The sequence below is a fragment of the Variovorax sp. J2L1-78 genome (assembly GCF_030317205.1).
Lineage (GTDB): Bacteria > Pseudomonadota > Gammaproteobacteria > Burkholderiales > Burkholderiaceae_C > Variovorax > Variovorax arabinosiphilus.
Genome location: NZ_JASZYB010000002.1, coordinates 334,917 through 352,326, shown reverse-complemented (window position 1 = coordinate 352,326; position 17,410 = coordinate 334,917). Strand labels below are relative to the sequence as shown.

Annotated in this window: 19 protein-coding genes; 13 read left to right on the top strand and 6 right to left on the bottom strand. The window is 68.9% G+C overall.

Going from position 1 to position 17,410, the window contains the following annotated elements:
* Positions 1 to 193: 193 nt before the first annotated feature.
* The gene (locus QTH86_RS15590) at positions 194 to 1,705 is read right to left on the bottom strand and encodes a CoA-acylating methylmalonate-semialdehyde dehydrogenase (RefSeq protein WP_286647111.1); all 1,512 of its coding nucleotides are present in this window, start codon (positions 1,703 to 1,705) and stop codon (positions 194 to 196) included.
* Between the two features lie 117 nt (positions 1,706 to 1,822).
* On the opposite strand from QTH86_RS15590, the gene QTH86_RS15585 reads away from it, so the two are divergent.
* From QTH86_RS15585 to QTH86_RS15565, 5 genes are all read left to right on the top strand, one after another.
* Positions 1,823 to 2,782 carry a LysR family transcriptional regulator gene (locus tag QTH86_RS15585; protein ID WP_286647110.1) on the top strand — a complete coding sequence of 320 codons (960 nt, stop codon included), beginning with the start codon at positions 1,823 to 1,825 and terminating at the stop codon, positions 2,780 to 2,782.
* Between the two features lie 71 nt (positions 2,783 to 2,853).
* On the top strand, positions 2,854 to 4,026 hold the full coding sequence (locus QTH86_RS15580; RefSeq protein WP_286647109.1) for an MlaE family ABC transporter permease: 1,173 nt from the start codon (positions 2,854 to 2,856) through the stop codon (positions 4,024 to 4,026).
* Entirely contained in the window at positions 4,023 to 4,844 is an 822-nt protein-coding gene (locus QTH86_RS15575) for an ABC transporter ATP-binding protein (RefSeq protein ID WP_286647108.1), read from the top strand. Before QTH86_RS15580 ends, QTH86_RS15575 begins: the two co-directional genes overlap by 4 nt.
* A 5-nt stretch (positions 4,845 to 4,849) precedes the next feature.
* On the top strand, positions 4,850 to 5,830 hold the full coding sequence (locus tag QTH86_RS15570; RefSeq protein WP_286647107.1) for an MlaD family protein: 981 nt from the start codon (positions 4,850 to 4,852) through the stop codon (positions 5,828 to 5,830).
* 10 nt (positions 5,831 to 5,840) lie between these two features.
* Positions 5,841 to 6,488 (top strand): ABC-type transport auxiliary lipoprotein family protein, encoded by a 648-nt coding sequence (locus QTH86_RS15565; protein ID WP_286647106.1) that lies wholly within the window; start codon positions 5,841 to 5,843, stop codon positions 6,486 to 6,488.
* Positions 6,489 to 6,590: 102 nt separating this feature from the next.
* On the opposite strand, the gene QTH86_RS15560 is transcribed toward QTH86_RS15565, so the two are convergent.
* Entirely contained in the window at positions 6,591 to 7,235 is a 645-nt protein-coding gene (locus QTH86_RS15560) for a MarC family protein (protein WP_286647677.1), read from the bottom strand.
* Between the two features lie 14 nt (positions 7,236 to 7,249).
* The gene (locus QTH86_RS15555) at positions 7,250 to 7,999 is read right to left on the bottom strand and encodes an SDR family oxidoreductase (RefSeq protein WP_286647105.1); all 750 of its coding nucleotides are present in this window, start codon (positions 7,997 to 7,999) and stop codon (positions 7,250 to 7,252) included.
* 85 nt (positions 8,000 to 8,084) lie between these two features.
* On the opposite strand from QTH86_RS15555, the gene QTH86_RS15550 reads away from it, so the two are divergent.
* Both QTH86_RS15550 and QTH86_RS15545 read left to right on the top strand, forming a co-directional pair.
* Positions 8,085 to 8,693, top strand: a complete 609-nt coding sequence (locus QTH86_RS15550; RefSeq protein WP_286647104.1) for a 2-hydroxychromene-2-carboxylate isomerase — start codon at positions 8,085 to 8,087, stop codon at positions 8,691 to 8,693.
* 28 nt (positions 8,694 to 8,721) lie between these two features.
* Positions 8,722 to 9,405: a dienelactone hydrolase family protein gene (locus QTH86_RS15545; protein ID WP_286647103.1), complete on the top strand. Its 684-nt coding sequence runs from the start codon at positions 8,722 to 8,724 to the stop codon at positions 9,403 to 9,405.
* A 3-nt stretch (positions 9,406 to 9,408) separates the two neighbouring features.
* On the opposite strand, the gene QTH86_RS15540 is transcribed toward QTH86_RS15545, so the two are convergent.
* Positions 9,409 to 10,314: a LysR family transcriptional regulator gene (locus QTH86_RS15540; protein ID WP_286647102.1), complete on the bottom strand. Its 906-nt coding sequence runs from the start codon at positions 10,312 to 10,314 to the stop codon at positions 9,409 to 9,411.
* 170 nt (positions 10,315 to 10,484) lie between these two features.
* On the opposite strand from QTH86_RS15540, the gene QTH86_RS15535 reads away from it, so the two are divergent.
* A complete protein-coding gene (locus QTH86_RS15535; RefSeq protein ID WP_286647101.1) occupies positions 10,485 to 10,832 on the top strand; it encodes a hypothetical protein in 348 nt (115 codons plus the stop codon).
* A gap of 95 nt (positions 10,833 to 10,927) precedes the next feature.
* On the opposite strand, the gene QTH86_RS15530 is transcribed toward QTH86_RS15535, so the two are convergent.
* A complete protein-coding gene (locus tag QTH86_RS15530; RefSeq protein ID WP_286647100.1) occupies positions 10,928 to 12,064 on the bottom strand; it encodes a magnesium transporter CorA family protein in 1,137 nt (378 codons plus the stop codon).
* A gap of 13 nt (positions 12,065 to 12,077) precedes the next feature.
* Positions 12,078 to 13,085, bottom strand: a complete 1,008-nt coding sequence (gene hemB, locus QTH86_RS15525) for a porphobilinogen synthase (protein WP_286647099.1) — start codon at positions 13,083 to 13,085, stop codon at positions 12,078 to 12,080.
* 438 nt (positions 13,086 to 13,523) lie between these two features.
* Here hemB and QTH86_RS15520 point away from each other — a divergent pair, with 438 nt between their 5' ends.
* From QTH86_RS15520 to QTH86_RS15500, 5 genes are read left to right on the top strand one after another with little or no spacing between them, the layout of a single operon-like run.
* Positions 13,524 to 13,952 carry a CopD family protein gene (locus QTH86_RS15520; RefSeq protein ID WP_286647098.1) on the top strand — a complete coding sequence of 143 codons (429 nt, stop codon included), beginning with the start codon at positions 13,524 to 13,526 and terminating at the stop codon, positions 13,950 to 13,952.
* A gap of 31 nt (positions 13,953 to 13,983) precedes the next feature.
* The gene (locus QTH86_RS15515) at positions 13,984 to 15,096 is read left to right on the top strand and encodes a VanZ family protein (protein WP_286647097.1); all 1,113 of its coding nucleotides are present in this window, start codon (positions 13,984 to 13,986) and stop codon (positions 15,094 to 15,096) included.
* A 9-nt stretch (positions 15,097 to 15,105) separates the two neighbouring features.
* Entirely contained in the window at positions 15,106 to 15,468 is a 363-nt protein-coding gene (locus QTH86_RS15510) for a (2Fe-2S) ferredoxin domain-containing protein (protein ID WP_286647096.1), read from the top strand.
* Between the two features lie 19 nt (positions 15,469 to 15,487).
* Positions 15,488 to 16,120, top strand: coding sequence for an alpha/beta hydrolase (locus tag QTH86_RS15505; protein ID WP_286647095.1), 633 nt, complete (start codon positions 15,488 to 15,490; stop codon positions 16,118 to 16,120).
* A gap of 21 nt (positions 16,121 to 16,141) precedes the next feature.
* Positions 16,142 to 17,311, top strand: coding sequence for a D-alanyl-D-alanine carboxypeptidase family protein (locus QTH86_RS15500; RefSeq protein ID WP_286647094.1), 1,170 nt, complete (start codon positions 16,142 to 16,144; stop codon positions 17,309 to 17,311).
* Positions 17,312 to 17,410: the final 99 nt, after the last annotated feature.

Genomic DNA, 17,410 nt, shown 5'->3' with positions numbered 1-17,410 from the left:
ACGACACAGCGTGTCCCAGGCCGAGGGTGATGGGTAGCCCCTGCAGCGAAATCAAGGAGGAGGCCGTAGGCCGGGGGACATTCGCGGAAGGGGCTACCCGTCGCCCTCGAGCCCACCCCGAACAGCAGCCAACAAAGAGAAACGCCGCGGACCAGCAAAGGCCCGCGGCGTTCTTTCATGGAAAGCGGTCGAGTTACTTCGCCGTAGGCATCACGAACTCAGCCCCCTTGCCGATGCTCTCCGGCCAGCGCTGCATGATTGACTTCTGCTTCGTATAGAAGCGCACGCCTTCTTCGCCATACGCGTGCATGTCGCCGAACAGCGAGCGCTTCCAGCCGCCGAAGCCATGCCAAGCCATCGGCACCGGGATCGGCACGTTGATGCCGACCATGCCGACCTGGATGCGGCGGCCGAACTCGCGCGCCACGTTGCCGTCGCGGGTGAAGCACGACACGCCGTTGCCGAACTCGTGGGCGTTGATGAGGTCCACCGCTTCCTTGAGGTCGGCCACGCGCACGCAGCCCAGCACCGGGCCGAAGATCTCTTCCTTGTAGATGCGCATCTCGGGCGTGACGTGGTCGAACAGCGTGCCGCCCATCCAGTAGCCGTCGTCGCAACCGGTGCCGGCCTTGGCGCCGTCGAACTTCCGGCCGTCCACCAACAGCTTCGCGCCTTCCTTCTCGCCCTGGTCGATGTAGCCGGTGATGCGTTCATGCGCGGCGCGCGTGACGATCGGACCCATCTCGGCCTCGAGGTTCTCGCCGTCGAGCACCTTCAGCGCCTTCGTGCGCTCGATCAGCTTGGGCAGCAGACGGTCGGCCACGTCGCCCACCAGCACCGCCACCGAGATCGCCATGCAGCGCTCGCCGGCCGAGCCGTAGCCGGCACCGATCAGCGCGTCGACCGCCTGGTCGATGTCGGCGTCGGGCATCACGACCATGTGGTTCTTCGCGCCGCCCAGGGCCTGCACGCGCTTGCCGTGGCGGGCGCCGGTTTCGTAGATGTAGTTGGCGATGGGGGTCGAGCCGACGAAGCTCACCGCCTTGACGTCGGGGTGCTCGAGCAGCGCATCGACCGCGACCTTGTCGCCCTGCACCACGTTGAACACGCCGTCGGGCAGGCCGGCCTGCTTCAACAGTTCGGCCATCTTCAGCGATGCGCTCGGGTCGGTCGGGCTCGGCTTCAGCACGAAGGTGTTGCCCGCGGCGATGGCCACCGGGAACATCCACATCGGCACCATCACCGGGAAGTTGAACGGCGTGATGCCGGCGACCACGCCGAGCGGCTGGCGCAGCGTCCAGTTGTCGATGCCGGTGCTCACCTGGTCGGTGAAGTCGCCCTTGAGCAGCTGCGGAATGCCGCAGGCGAATTCCACGATGTCGATGCCGCGGCTGACTTCGCCCTGCGCATCGGTGAAGACCTTGCCGTGCTCGGCGGTGATCAGGTGGGCGAGTTCGTCCTTGTGCTCGTTGAGCAGCTGCAGGAACTTGAACATCACGCGGGCGCGGCGGATCGGTGGCGTGTCGGCCCAGGCAGGGAAGGCGGCCTGGGCCGATGCCACGGCGGCGTCGACCGCCGCCTTGTCGGCCAGGCCGACCTTGCCGGTGACCTTGCCGCTGGCGGGGTTGGTCACGTCCTGGCTGCGGCCGGATTCGTTGGCCACGGCGCGGCCGTGGATGTAGTGGTCGATGGAGGCGATGGTCATGCGAGCTCTCGTGCGGGTGTCGTTCGGGGGAGGATGCCGGCAGTTTAGGCACGCGCCAACGCGGCGCCAAGCCATCCCGGGCTTAACTGATTGTTCGCATTGGTGAACAATGGCGCCATGGACTCCCGAAAGATCGAAGCGCTCTGGACCCACCTGCACGCGCTCACCGTGCTGGCGCAGCAGTGCAGCTACACGGCCGCGGCGCAGCGCCTGGGCGTGAGCAAGGCGGCGATGAGCCAGCGCATCGCCGAGCTGGAGCAGGCGGCGGGCGTGCCGCTGGTGCAGCGCACCACGCGCAGCGTGCGGTTCACCGAGGCGGGCCAGCGGCTGGTCGAAGAGATGCGGCCCAACTTCGAGCAGATCGCTCACAGCTTCGCCGGCGTGCGCGACCTGGCCGGCGTGCCGCGCGGACGGGTGCGGGTGACGGCGCCGGTCGCCTTCGCGCGCCAGCAACTGGTGCCGCGGCTGGCGGACTTCCTGCGCGCCTACCCCGAGGTGCGCATCGAGCTCGACCTGTCGGACCGGCTCAGTTCGCTGGCAATGGAGGGCTTCGACCTCGCGATCCGCCACACGGCGTCGCCCCCCGACACGCACGTCGCCTGGGTGCTGTGCCCGACGCGCTCGGTGCTGGCGGCCAGCCGCGGCTACCTGCGCCGCCGCGGCACGCCCGATTCGCCGGCCGCGCTGGCCGCGCACGACTGCCTGCACTACCCACGTGCGCAGGACACGCCGACCTGGCACCTGGAGCGCCGCGCCGGCCGAGCGGGCGGTTCGGGGAGCGACGGCCAGCGCGTCACGGTGCCGGTGTCGGGCCCGCTCGCCGCCAACAACAGCGAGGCCCTGCGCGACGCGGCTCTGGCGGGGTTGGGCATCGCGCTGCTGCCGGACTTCAGCGCGCAGGCGGCGCTGCGTGCGGGCAAGCTGGTCGAGGTGCTGCCGCAATGGACGCCGGTCGGGGCCTTCGGCGAGCGGCTGTATGCCATCCGCCCTTACGCGAGCCATGTGCCGCGCGCGGTGGCGGCCTTCGTCACGTGGCTGCGCGTATCGCTGGCCGAGGGTTTTGGCGCCGAACATTGACGCGCGCGTCATACCCTCCGGTTAGGATGACGCGCCGTCACCAACGAGCCCTTCCGGAACTGACTGCCTCCATGCCACCCTCCGCGCCGAACACTGCGCCCACCACGCTCGCCGCGGCGCCGGACGAGCCGGTGCGTGTACCGCCCCGCGTGGCGCGCGGCGGGGAGGGCGCGGTGGTGGCGCAAGGCCAATGGACGGCCCTGGCCTTCTCGTCGCGCCGGGACTGGACCGCCCTCGCCGACAGCCTGCATGCGCTGCCCAAAGGCGATGACGCCTGGGACCTGCGCCCCATCGAACAACTCGACCACATCGGCGCCCAGGTGCTGTGGCGGCATTGGGGTGGCGCCTGGCCGCAGCGCATCGAGATGGACCCGCCGCACAAGGCCGTGCTCGAGCACGTGGCGCAGTTCACCTGCGCCGCGCCGCCCGACGCCGGCCCCACGCTGGCGGATCGCTTCAAAGACTTTGCCCACCACGGCCCGCGCGCGCTGCTGCTGGGGCGCGACGTACTGCGCATGATCGGCCAGCTCGTGCTCGACATCGGCACGCTGATCCGCGCGCCGCACCGCGCGCCCTGGCGCGACCTGTCGGGCCAGCTCTACCAGTTCGGCACCACGGCGCTGCCGATCACCGCGCTGGTCGGGGCGCTGATCGGCGTGGTGCTGGCCTACCTCATGTCGAACCAGCTGCGCAACTTTGGCGCGGAAGCGTTCATCGTCAACATCCTGGGCCTGTCGCTGATCCGCGAGCTCGGGCCGGTGCTGGCCGCGGTGCTGGTCGCCGGCCGCTCGGGCTCGGCCATCACTGCGCAGATCGGCGTGATGCGGGTAACCGAGGAGCTCGACGCGATGCGCGTCATGGGCATTCCGCACGGCTACCGGCTGGTGATGCCGCGGGTGCTGGCGCTGGCGGTCGCGATGCCGCTCATCAGCATGTGGACCTCGATGGCGGCGCTCGCCGGCGGCATGTTCGCAGCCAACCTCACGCTGGACCTGTCGCCCGCGTACTTCATGCAGGCGCTGCCGCGCGCGGTGCCGCTGTCGAACCTGTGGTTGTTGCTCGGCAAGTCGGCGGTGTTCGGCATCCTGATCGCGCTGGTGGGCTGCTACTTCGGCATGAAGGTCCAACCCAACACCGAGAGCCTCGGGCGTGGCACGACCTCGTCGGTCGTGACCTCGATCACCGTGGTGATCCTGGTCGACGCGCTGTTCGCGGTGCTGTTCCGCGGCGTGGGGTTCCGATGATCGACGCGCCCGCATCCGACGCGCCGGTGGTGGTCGACATCCGCAAGCTGTGGACGGTGTTCCATTCGCCCGAGGGCGACCAGGTGGTGCACCGCGACCTCGACCTGTCGATTCGCCGCGGCGAAGTGCTGTCGCTGGTCGGCGGTTCGGGCACCGGCAAGACGGTGCTGCTGCGCCAGATCCTGGGGCTGGAGCACCCGAGCCGCGGCGAGGTGACGGTGCTGGGCCAGCGGCCAGGGCAGCTGGGCGCGCGCGACGCGGCGAAGGTCGGCATGCTGTTCCAGCACGGGGCGCTGTTCTCGGCCTTCAGCGTGCTCGAGAACATCGCCTTCCCGCTGCGCGAGTTGCGCCTGCTGCCCGACGACCTGATCCGGGACGCGGCGCTGGTCAAGCTGCAGATGGTGGGCCTGAAGCCGGAGCACGCGAACCGCAGCCCGTCGGATCTGTCGGGCGGCATGATCAAGCGCGTGGCGCTGGCGCGCGCACTCATCATGGACGCGCCGCTGCTGCTGCTCGACGAGCCGACCGCCGGCCTCGACCCCGCGGCCTCCGACAGCTTCTGCGACCTGCTGCGCAGCCTGCACCGCGAGCTGGGGCTGACGGTGGTGATGGTGACGCACGACCTCGACACGCTGTTCGACCTCTCCACGCGCATCGCGGTGCTGGCCGACCAGCGCGTCATCGTCTCGGGGCGGCCGCGCGAGGTGATCGCCTACGAGCATCCCTTCATCCAAGACTACTTTCTGGGCGGGCGCGGCAAACGCGCCATGGAAGCCCTGCACGAGACCCCTGCCGGCGACACGCCGGCCGAAAGGTAGACCCCATGGAAAACAAGGCCCATGCCCTCGCCGCCGGCGCCTTCGTGCTCGGCCTGGTCGCCGTGCTCGTCGCGCTGGTGGTCTGGCTCACGCGCGACGACACGGTGCGCAACACCTACGAACTCTCGACCCGCGACGCAGTGAGCGGCCTGCAGCCCCAGGCCATGGTGCGCTACCGCGGCATCGCGGTGGGCAAGGTCACGGCCATCGATTTCGACCCGAAGGTCAAGGGCAACGTGCGGGTGCGCATCACCGTGGACGAACGCGTGCCGCTCACGCAATCGAGCTTCGCCACGCTGAGCTACCAGGGCGTCACCGGCCTGGCCTTCATCGCGATCGACGACAAGGGCGAGTCGCAGGTGGCGCTGGCGCCCGACGAGGCCAACCCGCCGCGCATCCCGCTCAAGCCCTCGGTGCTGGCGCAGTTGCAGGACCGCGGCGAAGTCATCCTCAACCAGGTCGAGGAAGTGACCAAGCGGGTCAACGTCGTGCTGGGCGAAGCCAACCAGAAGCGCATCGCCGACGCGCTGGAGAACATCGCGCAGGCCGCGGCCAGCGCCAACCAGTTGACCAAGCAGCTCGACAGCACCGTCAAGACCGGCCTGAACCCCGCCCTCACCGCGCTGCCGCCGCTGATCGACCGCACGCGCGACACCATGGGCAGCGTCAAGACCGCGGCTGGCGACATCTCGCGCGTGGCCAACAACCTCAACACGACCGCCAACCGGCTCAACGCGCCCGACGGCCCGATCGACCGGCTGGGCGACGGCACCAAGGCGCTGTCGCAGGCGGTGGACAGCTTCAACATGGCGACGCTGCCGCGGATCAACCGTGTGGCCGACGACACGGCGGGTGCCGTGCGCCGCCTCGGGCGCGCGGCCGACGGCATCAACGACAACCCGCAGTCGCTGCTCTTCGGCAACGGCGGCGCCGTCGCCGGCCCAGGTGAGCCGGGCTTCTCCGCCCCCGCCGCAGCCCGTCCTTGAGGTGATGACCATGCCCGCCACACGCTTTCTTCCCGTCGCTGCCTTTGCCGCGACCGTCGCTCTTCTGGCCGGATGCGGCTCGCTGCCCGACCGGCCGTCGCGCGCGATGCTCTACGACTTCGGGCCGGTGTTGACGGCCCGCGCCCCCACGCCCGCCGATGCCGCGCCACGCCCGACGCTGTCACTGGCCGAGATCGACGCCAGCACGCGGCTGGAGGGCACGCAGATCCTGTATCGCCTGGCGTATGCCGATGCCAACGAGTTGCGGCCCTACGGGCAGTCACGCTGGAGCGTGGCGCCCAATCAGCTGCTCTACCAGCGCCTGCGCGATGCGCTGGCCGAGCGCCGCACCGTGCTCAGCCGCGAAGAGAGCGCGACGATGGCGCGCACGGCCGGCCGCGTGCCGCGCACGCTGCGCGTGTCGCTCGACGAGTTCAGCCACTACTTCGCATCGCCGACGCAGAGCGCCGGCCTGGTGCGGCTGCGTGCCACGCTCGTGCAGAGCGCGCCCGGCGGCGACAGTGTGGTGGCGCAGCGCAGTTTCATGGTGCAGCGCCCGGCGCCGAGTGCCGATGCGCCGGGGGGCGTGCGGGCGCTGACGCTGGCCAGTGATGCGGTGATCGCCGAACTGGTCGCCTGGGTCGACCAGCAGCCCTGAAACAACGCCCCACCCCCGCAGCGCCTGCGGCGCCTCCCCCTCAAGGGGGCGATACCGGCGGCCCGGCAAAGCCGGTTCCGCGGTATCCCTGGTACTGCGGACCTATGCGGCGGTGCGGCCCAAAATCGGGAACAGCTTGCCCAACCCGTCGGCCATCACCTCGACCGCCAGCGCGGCGAGGATCAGGCCCATCAGCCGTGTCATCACGTTGATGCCGGTCTTGCCGAGCACGCGCGCGATCGGCTCGGCCAGCGAGAAGGCGATGCCGGTCGCCAGCCCGATCACCACGCCGTAGCCGACCAGCACGGCCAGCTCCCAGAGGTGACGCGTCTTCTCGGCGTAGATCACCATGGTCGACATGGTGGCCGGCCCGGTCAGCAGCGGGATGGTGAGCGGCACCACGGCGATCGACGCGCCGAGCGAGGCTTTCACCTCGGTCGCGCGGATCTCTTCCTTGTTGGTCTTGGCCTCGGCCGGCTGCGCGTTGAGCATGTTGAGCGAGCTGATGAGCAGCAGCATGCCGCCGCCGACCTGGAAGCTCGCGATCGAGATGCCGAAGAAGCCCAGCAGCTGCAGGCCGAGCAGCGCGCTGATCGCGATCACCACGAAGGCGCTGAAGGCCGAGATCCAGGCGGTGCGGCGGCGCTGGCGCTCGTTGTATTCCTGCGTGTAGTGGATGAAGAAGGGCACGATCGCCAGTGGGTTCACGATGGCCAGCAGCGTGATCAGCGGCTTGATCAGGTCCATCGTGGGGCTGGCCATCAGCGTCCCCCGGTGACGTCGAGCAGGGCCGCCGTCGTGTAGCTGGCCTCGGGCGAGAGCAGCCAGACGATGGCGCCGGCGATTTCCTCGGGCGTGCCGGTGCGCTTCATGGGCACGGTGGGCGCGAGCATGGCGGCGCGCTCGGGCATGCCGCCGGAGGCGTGGATGTCGGTCTCGATGAGGCCCGGGCGCACCGCGTTGACGCGGATGCCTTCGTCGGCCACTTCCTTGGCCAGGCCGAGCGTGAAGGTGTCGATGGCGCCCTTGCTCGCGGCATAGTCGACGTACTGGTCCGGCGAGCCCAACCGCGACGCGGCGCTGGAGACGTTGACGATGGCGCCGCCGCTGCCGCCGTGCTTCGTGCTCATGCGCCGCACCGCTTCGCGCGCGCAGACGAAGCTGCCGATCACGTTGATGCGGAACATGCGTTCCAGCCGCGCGACGCTCATCTCGTCGACGCGCGCCTTCATGTCGACCACGCCGGCGTTGTTGACCAGCGCGGTGAGCCGGCCGAGCTTGGCGTCGACCTTCTCGAACATCGCCAGCACCTGGGCCTCGTCGCCCACGTCGGCCTGCACCGCGATGGCGGTGCCGCCACCGGCCCGGATGGTGCGTACCACCTCGTCGGCGGCCAGCGAGTTGCTCGCATAGTTGACGGCCACCGCGAAGCCGCGCTGCGCGGCGAGCAGCGCGGTGGCGGCACCGATGCCGCGGCCGCCGCCGGTGATCAGAAGTACCTGCTGGTTCAATTCCCGCCTCCTGCACGAAAGCCGTGCGTGGGTTAAAAAAGCGCCCCGGCACGATTACATCATCGCCGCCTTTCAGGAGACAGCCATGCCTCGTACCGTCGACTACTACTTCACCCCGCAGAGCCCCTGGACCTACCTCGGCCATGCCCGCTTTGCCGCCATCGCGAAGGCCGCCGGTGCCACCGTGCGGGTGCGGCCGGTCGACTTCGGCGCGGTGTTCCCGGTGTCCGGCGGCCTGCCGCTGGGCAAGCGTGCGCCGCAGCGCCAGGCCTACCGGCTGGTCGAGATGGCGCGCTTCTCGCAGCACCTGGGCCTGCCGATGAACGTCAAGCCGCGCTTCTTCCCGGTGTCGGGCGACGATGCGTCCAAACTGATCATCGCGGTCGACATGCACGACGGCGTCGAGGCGGCGATGCCGGTCTGCGGTGCGATCTTCGCCGCCGTGTGGGTGCAGGAGCGCAACATCGCGGACCCGAAGGTGCTGTCGGCGATCGCCGTCGAATGCGGCCTGCCGTCCCAGCGGGTCGAGCAGTCGCAGAGCCAGGCCGTGCAGGAGCGCTACGAGGCCTTCACGCAGGAGGCGATCGACGCGCAGGTGTTCGGGGCGCCCACGTACGCGATCGACGGCGAACTGTTCTGGGGCCAGGACCGGCTCCACTTCGTCGAACGCGCGCTGCAAGGCAAGCCCAACTGATTCCCTCAATCCGACAGGAGCAACGACCATGGGTCAATTCATCGATCTCACCGCCAAAGACGGCTTCACCTTCCCCGCCTACGTGGCCGAACCCGCGGGCCAGCCGAAGGGCGCCATCGTCGTGCTGCAGGAGATCTTCGGCGTCAACTCGCACATCCGTTCGGTGGCCGACGGCTACGCGGCCGCGGGTTACCTCGCCGTGGCACCGGCGACCTTCCACCGCGTGAAGCCAGGGGTCGAACTCGGCTACACCGGCGACGACATGCAGGCCGGCTCGGCGCTGAAGGCCGCGGTCGAGGCGCTGCCCGCGCCCGGCGTGCTGCAGGACGTGCAGGCCGCGGTCGCGTACGCGGCGAAGGCGGGCAAGGTCGGCATCGTCGGCTACTGCTGGGGCGGCCTGCTGACCTGGCGCTCGGCCGCGGGGGTCTCGGGCATTGCGGCGGCCGTGCCGTACTACGGCGGCGGCATGACCACGCCCGAGGAATCGGCCCGCAGCCCGAAGGTGCCGGTGCTCGCGCACTTCGGCAGCAAGGACCACTGGATCTCGCTCGAATCGGTCGAGGCCTTCAAGAAGGCGCAGCCCGCGGTCGAGGTGCATGTGTACGAAGCCGACCACGGCTTCAACTGCGACCAGCGCGGCTCCTACGATGCGGCTGCTGCAAAGCTCGCCAAGGAACGCACGCTGGCCTTCTTCGCCAAGCACGTGGGCTGACGCCTATTTCTTGCTCGGCTTCGCGCGGGTCCCGATGCGGGTCTGCAGGAAGTCGAGCAGAGCCTTGAGCGCGGCGCTGTTGTGGCGCCGCTGGAGGTAGGCGGCCGACAGCCACATGTCGCTGCGCACATAGGGCTGGAGCACCGGTACCAGCTCGCCACGGTCGATGTGCGGCTGCACCAGCAGTGCCGGCATGTAGACCACGCCAAAGCCGTGCAGGGCCACCACGATCAAGGGCCCGGCCTCGGTGGCGTCCATGCGGCTCTTGACCGACACGTCCAGCGGCTTGCCTTCCACATCGAAGCGCCATTGCGGATGCGTGCCCAGGCGCGAATGCGTCAAGGCGTCGTGGCCGGCCAGATCGGACGGGTGTTCGGGCGTGCCGTGCTTCTTCCAGTACCGCGGCGATGCACACACCACCAACGGCATCTGCAGCAGCTTGCGCACGATCAGGTTGTCGTCGGCGATGGGCCCGAAGCGCAAGGCGACATCGATCGCTTCCTCGGCCATGTCGACCGTGCGGTTGCTCAGGTGCAGGCTGATGCTGACGTCGGGGTAGTAGCCCATGAACTGCGCCAGCAGCGTGGGCAGGTCGCCTTGGCCCATGCCATGCGGGGCCGAGATGCGCAAGCGGCCGGTGGGCCGGCTCGCGTGCTCCTGGATCTCGGCCTGCGTGAGCGCCACCATCTCCATCACGGGCGTGCTGCGTTCGAGCAGCAGCGCGCCGGCGTCGGTCAGGCTCACCGAGCGTGTCGAGCGGTTGAGCAGCCGCACGCCGAAGCGGGTCTCGAGTTCGGCGACGTACTTGCTGACGGTTGCCTTCGACATGTCGAGCCGCTTGGCTGCACGCGAAAAGCTACCGAGTGTCGCGACTTCGCGGAAGGTCTTCAGGAGGTCGAAGCTGTCCATTGGTGTGCGGTGGAAAGGCTGGGATGCAGCGCGTCCGATTGTTTCGTATTCATGAACACCGTGGTTCGTTTTTCCGCGGGCTTGCGCCGCATTTTCCTTCGAGAATCCGTCGCACGGGCCAGCCGCCAGAAGCCTGCCCGATCTTTGAACAACATCCGAGGAAACGACCAATGAAGACCGCTCAAATCATCGCCGCTGCAGCCCTGACCCTTTTCGCCGCTGTCGGCGCCCAAGCTGAAACCTACGACGGCGTTCAGCAAGTCGTGTCGGTCAAGAGCCGTGCCACGGTCGACGCCGAAGCCGTCGCCGCTGCGAACGCGCCCGACCAGAACATCAACCGCAGCTCGAAGGTGGCGCCGGCCCTGACGTCGCCCGCCAGCCGCGCTGCCGTGGCCGCCGAAGCCGTGGCCGCCGCCAACGCCGCCAACCAGAACCTGGACCGCAAGTCCTTCGTGAACAGCACGGTGCCTGCCGAGTACACGAACGGTTCGCTGGCCACCAAGCGCGCGGGCCTGTGATCGCGACGGCCGCGCCGAGCGGCCGTGGTTGATTCGGACCTCTGACAAAAAGGCCGGACGGTGCAGTGCACCGCCCGGCCTTTTTGCGTGCGGGCTCAGTGGGCGGTGCGCGCCAGGTAGCGCTTGCGCCAGAACACCAGCACCAGTGCCACCGCGATGACGCCCATCGAGCCCATCGCGATCCAGAAGCCGTCGGCCTTGTGCACCAGCGGGATGAATTCGAAGTTCATCCCGAAGATGCCGGCGATCAGGTTGAGCGGCAGGAAGATGGCAGTGAGCACCGTCAGCACCCGCATGATGTCGTTGGCGCGGTGGCTCTGCACGCTGAAGTGCATCTGCACGGCGGTCTCGGCGTTCTGCTCGAGCCGGCGCACGTGGTGCACCACGCGCTCGATGTGTTCGAGCACGTCGCGGCTGCGCACCATGATCAGTTCGCGCTCGCGCAACTCGGTGGGCAACTCGGGCGTCGGCAGGGTTTCCATCGCGTCGATCCAGTCCTGCACGGCCGAGCGCTGGTCTTCGCAGATCTCGTCGAGGTGGTGCAGCGACTGGCGCGCTTCCATCAGCGCGCTCCAGTTGGTGAAGCGGCTGCGCGGGTCGATCAGCTCGGCCTGCCAGTGGTCGAGCTGGCGCGTGAGTTCGCGCCGCAGGTCCAGGTACGCGTCGACGATCTGGTTCACCACGCGCAGCATCAGGTCGGCCGGACCCGTCGGCACGCGCGCGCTGGTGGCGCGCACGTCGAGGGCCGGTGCTGCGGCGTCGCCGCGGTCGCTGCGCGCGGCGGCCATCAGCTTGGCGGCGTACACGTCGCGTACCGCGCCGTCTTCCGGATGGACCGACAGCAGCACCCGGTCGAACACCGCGAAGCCGACCGGCCGGGTGTCGACGCGACGCAGCACCGGCGGGCCGCTGCGTGCCGTCGGCGGTTCGCTGGCCGACGGCGCGGCACGCTGGGACGCGGCCAGTCGACGGAACACGAGCACGTCGTACTGCGAGGTGTAGTCGTAGTGCGAGGGCAACTGGTCGTTGAGCAGGTCGCTCACGTGCAGGTCGACCAGCTGCGTGCCGCACAGTGTCTGCAGGATGCCCTGGACATCGGCCAGCGACGCGCGGAACTCGTCGCGCGTCAGCGAGAGCCACAGATAGCCGTTGGCGCAGGCGCCGGGCAAGGCCAGGGGCGCCAGGGCGTCGTGCTCGGCGACCTGCGAGCCGGTGATCTCGAAAATTCGCACGGGCGTTGCCGCGTCAGCGCTGCTGCTTCAGGAGGCGGGCGGCGTCGCGCGCGAAATAGGTCAGCACGCCATCGGCGCCCGCGCGCTTGAAGGCCAGCAGGCTTTCGAGCATGACCGCGTCGTGGTCGAGCCAGCCGTTCTGCGCGGCGGCCTTGAGCATGGCGTACTCGCCGCTCACCTGGTAGGCGAAGGTGGGCACGCGGAACTCGTCCTTCACGCGTCGCACGATGTCGAGGTAGGGCATGCCGGGCTTCACCATCACCATGTCGGCGCCCTCGGCGATGTCGATGCCGACTTCGCGCAGGGCCTCGTCGCTGTTGCCCGGGTCCATCTGGTAGACCTTCTTGTTGCTCTTGCCGAGGTTGCCGGCGGAGCCGACCGCGTCGCGGAACGGGCCGTAGAAGGCGCTCGCGTACTTGGCGCTGTACGCCATGATCCGCGTGTGGATGTCGCCGTTGCCCTCGAGCGCGTCGCGCACCGCGCCGATGCGGCCGTCCATCATGTCGCTCGGTGCGACGATGTCGACGCCGGCCTCGGCCTGGGTCAGCGCCTGCTTCACCAGCACCTCGACCGTCGGGTCGTTGAGCACGTAGCCGGTGTCGTCGAGCAGGCCGTCCTGGCCGTGGCTGGTGTAGGGGTCGAGCGCCACGTCGGTCATCACGCCCAGTTCGGGGAAGCGTGCTTTCAGCGCAGCCACGACGCGTGGGATCAGACCGTCGGGATTGAAGGCTTCGTCGCCCGCCGGGGTCTTGAGGGACGCGTCGATCACCGGGAACAACGCCATCACCGGAATGCCGAGTGCCACGCACTCCTCGGCCACCGGCAGCAGGGTGTCGAGGCTGAAACGCTCCACGCCCGGCATCGAGGCCACCGCATCGCGCTTGTTCAGTCCTTCCTGCACGAACACGGGATAGATCAGGTCGTGCGCACTGAGCGCGTGCTCGCGGACCAGGTTGCGCGTGAAGCTGTCACGGCGAAGGCGGCGCGGCCGGCCGGCGGGGAAGGGGGCGTGGAGGGTCATCTGGAAAATTGTGCCCGATGTGGCGTGCGCGCCGCTTCGGTGTCCCGATCGGGTCGTGCGCGACGCGGAATCGGGCACCGGCGCGACAGGAGGTGACGGAATGTGCAAATGTCAGAAAAAGTTAACCATTTGCTTGATACGTTGATTTTGCTTTGTTAAATTCTGTCCTGGGCGGCTTGCCGCTCCCCGCTTTTCCTCCCTGAGCGGGTGCCTTGATGTGTGACAGCAAAAGGGCTTCCCAGCCCGACGCTTTGGCGTCGGGCTTTTTTTTGGGCTGTTTCTCGCCCCCAGGTCGCGCGCACTGCGTGTCGCGCTCCGCACCCCTACCGGGGGCAACACCGGCGGACGGGCGGAGCCCGTTCCGCGGTGTTCCACGCGAAGAGCGCGCCTCGCGCGTGGAATGGCGTGAGCCCAGCCTGTCGCCACTAAACTGCCACCATGCTCTGGATCAAATCGCTGCACATCGTCTTCATCGCCAGCTGGTTTGCCGGGCTCTTCTACCTTCCGCGCATCTTCGTGAACCTCGCCATGGTGCCGCCCGGCTCGGAAGCCGAGCGCGCCCGCTTGCTGCTCATGGCGCGCAAGCTGCTGCGCTTCACTACGTTCCTGGCCGTCCCGGCGCTGGTCTTCGGCGTCTGGCTGTGGATGGGCTACGGCATCGGGCGCGGTCCGGGCAACGGATGGATGCACGCCAAGCTGGCGCTGGTGCTGGTCGTGATCGGCTACCACCACGGCTGCGCCGTGATCCTGCGCAGGCTCGCAGCCGGCACCGATCGGCGCAGCCATCGCTGGTATCGCTGGTTCAACGAACTGCCGGTGCTGCTGCTGCTGGCCATCGTGATCCTGGTCGTCGTCAAGCCGTTCTGACGCGCCGCCCGCCCACCGCCCGAAGCGCCCGGTGACCACGCCGCACAAGACCGCCGCGCTACCGCTCGCGCTGGCCTACGCGGCGCTGATCGTCTACGCGAGCCTCTATCCCTTCGCCGACTGGCGCGACCAGGGCATCGCGCCGTGGTCCTACCTGTGGGCGCCGTGGCCCAAGTACTGGACCGGGTTCGACTTCGGCGTCAACGTGGCGGGCTATGTCCCGCTGGGTTTTCTCATGGCGCTGGCCGTGCTGCGCACGCGCGCGGAGGCCGGCGGTTGGCAGGCGGTGCTGCGCGCCGGACTGGCCGGCAGCGCGATCGCCTTTGCGATGGAAACGCTGCAGAGCTACCTGCCGGCACGCATCCCGTCGAACGTCGACCTCGGCCTGAATGCACTCGGTGCTTTCGCTGGTGCGGTGCTGGCCGCCGGCCTCGAGCGCATCGGAGCGGTGGCCCGGTGGAGCCGCGCGCGCTCGTACTGGTTCGTCGACGACGCACGCGGCGGTCTCGTGCTGCTGGCGCTCTGGCCCGTCGCGCTGCTCTTTCCGGCGGCGGTGACTTTCGGGCTGGGCCAGGTGTTCGAACGGCTCGAGGCGGCGATCGCCGAGTGGCTGGTCGACACGCCCTTCCTCGACTGGATGCCCCTGCGCGAATTCGAACTGCAGCCGCTGGTGCCGGCCGTCGAACTGCTGTGCGTCATGCTGGGCGCGCTGGTGCCGTGCCTGCTGGGCTTCCTGGTCACGCGGTCGGTGGCGCGGCGTGCGCTGCTGATGCCGGCGATCCTGGCCGCCGGTGTCGCGGCCAGCGCGCTGTCGGCGGCGCTGAGTTGGGGCCCGGAGCATGCGTGGGCCTGGCTGAGCCTGCCGGTGCAGGTCGGCATCGCTGCGGCGGTGGTCGTGGGCGTACTGCTGCTCGGTGCGCCGCGGCGGCTCTGCGCCGCCCTGCTGCTGGCGGCGCTGGTGCTGCACCTGAGCCTGCTCAACCAGGCGCCCGAGAGCGCCTATTTCGCGCAGACGCTGGCCACCTGGGAGCAGGGGCGTTTCATCCGTTTCCACGGGCTGGCGCAATGGCTGGGCTGGCTGTGGCCCTTCGCGACGCTGGGCTACGTGCTGGCGGCGCTGTCGCGGCGGACGCGTCAAACCTAGAATCGGTCGATGCCTTCTTCCACCTCGGCCGGCACGTCCGGCATGCCCGGCTACTACGAACGCCACATCTTCTTCTGCCTGAACGAACGCAAGAACGGCGAAGACGCCTGCGCCAAGCACAACGCGCAGGAGGGCTTCGACCGCTGCAAGTCGAAGGTGAAGGAGGCGGGCCTGGCCGGCGTCGGCAAGGTGCGCGTCAACAAGGCGGGCTGCCTCGACCGCTGCGCCGGCGGGCCGGTGGCCGTGGTGTACCCGGAGGCCGTCTGGTACACCTTCGTCGACGCCGACGACATCGACGAGATCGTCGACTCGCATCTCAAGAACGGCCAGGTGGTCGAGCGCCTGCTGCTCCCGCCCGACGTGGGCCGCTGAACCCGACCCTGCCTCCGTGATGAATTCTCAGACCGAAAAACTCCGCCTGGAAGGCGCGGTGGGCATCATTGAAGCTCAGCGCGATCTGCCGCCCGACGCGGCCGCATCGCGCGGCGTCGCGGTGATCGCCCACCCGCATCCGCTGTTCGGCGGCACCATGGACAACAAGGTCGTGCAGACGCTGGCCCGCGCCTTCGTGGCGAGTGGCTGGACGGCGGTGCGCTTCAACTTCCGCGGCGTCGGCGCCAGCGAAGGCGTGCACGACGAAGGGCGCGGCGAGACCGAGGACTTCGCGGCGGTACTGGCGCAGGTTGCGCCCGACGGGCCGGTCGCCGTGGCGGGCTTTTCCTTCGGCGGCTTCGTGACGGTGAACGCGCTCCAGGCGCTGTGGCCGGCGCGCGAGGTGCAGCAGGTGGTGCTCGTGGGGACCAGCGTGGCGCGCGTCGTGCCGCCGCCGTTGCCCGAGGGCACGCTCGAGCGCACGCTGGTCGTGCATGGCGAGGCCGACGACACGGTCGCCCTGTCGGCCGTGATGGATTGGGCGCGCCCGCAGTCACTTCCTGTCACAGTCGTTCCCGGGGGTGGCCATTTCTTCCACGGACAATTGCCGCTCTTGAAAAATCTCGTGGCCCGCCATCTGCGCGCAGGCTGATCTGCGGTCTTCCCATCTCCCATGACGCGTATCTCTGACGCGCTCCGCGCGCTGGTGCTGGCTGCCGCCGCATCGTTCTGCATGCTGGCTGCGGCCCAGGCGCCGGTGCCGCCCGAAGTTGCTGCCCGCAGCTATCTCCTGCTCGACGTCACGGCCAACCAGATGCTGGCGCAGAAGGACATCGACAGCCCGGTCGAGCCCGCTTCGCTGACCAAGCTGATGTCGGCGTACCTCGTCTTCGACGCGCTGAAGTCCAAGAAGATCAGCCTGACCCAGACCCTGCCCATCAGCGTGCGTGCTTGGAAAATGCCGGGGCCGCGCATGTTCATAGACCCGAAGATGCAGGTGCCGGTCGACGACCTGATCAAGGGAATGATCGTCCAGTCGGGCAACGACGCGACCATGGCGCTCGCCGAGGCCGTGGGCGGTACGGCCGAGCACTTCATCGAACTCATGAACGAGCAGGCCAAGGCGCTCGGCATGAAGGGCACCAGCTACAAGAATCCCGAAGGCCTCACGGAGCCGGGCCACACCACGACGGCGCGCGACCTGAGCATCCTGGCCACCCGGCTCATGCGCGACTTCCCGGAGTACGTGCACTACTACGCCATCAAGAAGTACCGCTACCCGGGCACGCCGTCGACCAACGACACCAACCGCAACCTGCTGCTGTTCCGCGACCCGACCGTCGACGGCCTGAAGACCGGCCACACGGATGCCGCCGGCTACTGCATGATCGTGACGGCCAAGCGCGACTTCCCGAACCTGGCCGACGGCCGACGGCTGCTCTCGATCGTGCTGGGTGCCTCCAGCGAGAACGTGCGCGCCAACGAATCGCAGAAACTGCTGAACTGGGGCTACACGGCCTTCGACGCCGTCAAGCTGTTCGACGCCAACCAGCCCGCGGCCACGCCGGCGGTCTGGAAAGGCAAGTCCGACACCGTCAAGCTGGGCCGTCCGGAGGCGATCGTGGTGTCGGTGCCGGCCGGTTCGGCCAGCAAGATCAAAACGCAGGTCGCGCGACCCGACCCGCTGGTGGCGCCGTTCGCCAAGAATCAGGCCGTCGGTTCGCTCAAGGTCATCCTGGGTGACGAGCCGGTGGCCGAGGTGCCGCTGCTGGTGCTGGAACCGGTGGAGCAGGCCGGCATTCTGGGCCGCGCCTGGGACGCCATCCGCCTCTGGATCAAGTAAAACGCCCAAGACCTGGGCGGACTGCTATACTCGCGGGCTTTTCGGAAATTTCCGAAGGGTTTCACGTTTTCGTCATTTCCCGGCCTCTCATGTCACGAT

Bases quoted from the DNA above. Each gene is read 5' to 3' on its own strand.
- QTH86_RS15590 (WP_286647111.1), bottom strand. From the start codon at position 1,705: ATGACCATCGCCTCCATCGACCACTACATCCACGGCCGCGCCGTGGCC.
- QTH86_RS15585 (WP_286647110.1), top strand. From the start codon at position 1,823: ATGGACTCCCGAAAGATCGAAGCGCTCTGGACCCACCTGCACGCGCTC.
- QTH86_RS15580 (WP_286647109.1), top strand. From the start codon at position 2,854: ATGCCACCCTCCGCGCCGAACACTGCGCCCACCACGCTCGCCGCGGCG.
- QTH86_RS15575 (WP_286647108.1), top strand. From the start codon at position 4,023: ATGATCGACGCGCCCGCATCCGACGCGCCGGTGGTGGTCGACATCCGC.
- QTH86_RS15570 (WP_286647107.1), top strand. From the start codon at position 4,850: ATGGAAAACAAGGCCCATGCCCTCGCCGCCGGCGCCTTCGTGCTCGGC.
- QTH86_RS15565 (WP_286647106.1), top strand. From the start codon at position 5,841: ATGCCCGCCACACGCTTTCTTCCCGTCGCTGCCTTTGCCGCGACCGTC.
- QTH86_RS15560 (WP_286647677.1), bottom strand. From the start codon at position 7,235: ATGGACCTGATCAAGCCGCTGATCACGCTGCTGGCCATCGTGAACCCA.
- QTH86_RS15550 (WP_286647104.1), top strand. From the start codon at position 8,085: ATGCCTCGTACCGTCGACTACTACTTCACCCCGCAGAGCCCCTGGACC.
- QTH86_RS15545 (WP_286647103.1), top strand. From the start codon at position 8,722: ATGGGTCAATTCATCGATCTCACCGCCAAAGACGGCTTCACCTTCCCC.
- QTH86_RS15540 (WP_286647102.1), bottom strand. From the start codon at position 10,314: ATGGACAGCTTCGACCTCCTGAAGACCTTCCGCGAAGTCGCGACACTC.
- QTH86_RS15535 (WP_286647101.1), top strand. From the start codon at position 10,485: ATGAAGACCGCTCAAATCATCGCCGCTGCAGCCCTGACCCTTTTCGCC.
- hemB (WP_286647099.1), bottom strand. From the start codon at position 13,085: ATGACCCTCCACGCCCCCTTCCCCGCCGGCCGGCCGCGCCGCCTTCGC.
- QTH86_RS15520 (WP_286647098.1), top strand. From the start codon at position 13,524: ATGCTCTGGATCAAATCGCTGCACATCGTCTTCATCGCCAGCTGGTTT.
- QTH86_RS15510 (WP_286647096.1), top strand. From the start codon at position 15,106: ATGCCTTCTTCCACCTCGGCCGGCACGTCCGGCATGCCCGGCTACTAC.
- QTH86_RS15505 (WP_286647095.1), top strand. From the start codon at position 15,488: ATGAATTCTCAGACCGAAAAACTCCGCCTGGAAGGCGCGGTGGGCATC.
- QTH86_RS15500 (WP_286647094.1), top strand. From the start codon at position 16,142: ATGACGCGTATCTCTGACGCGCTCCGCGCGCTGGTGCTGGCTGCCGCC.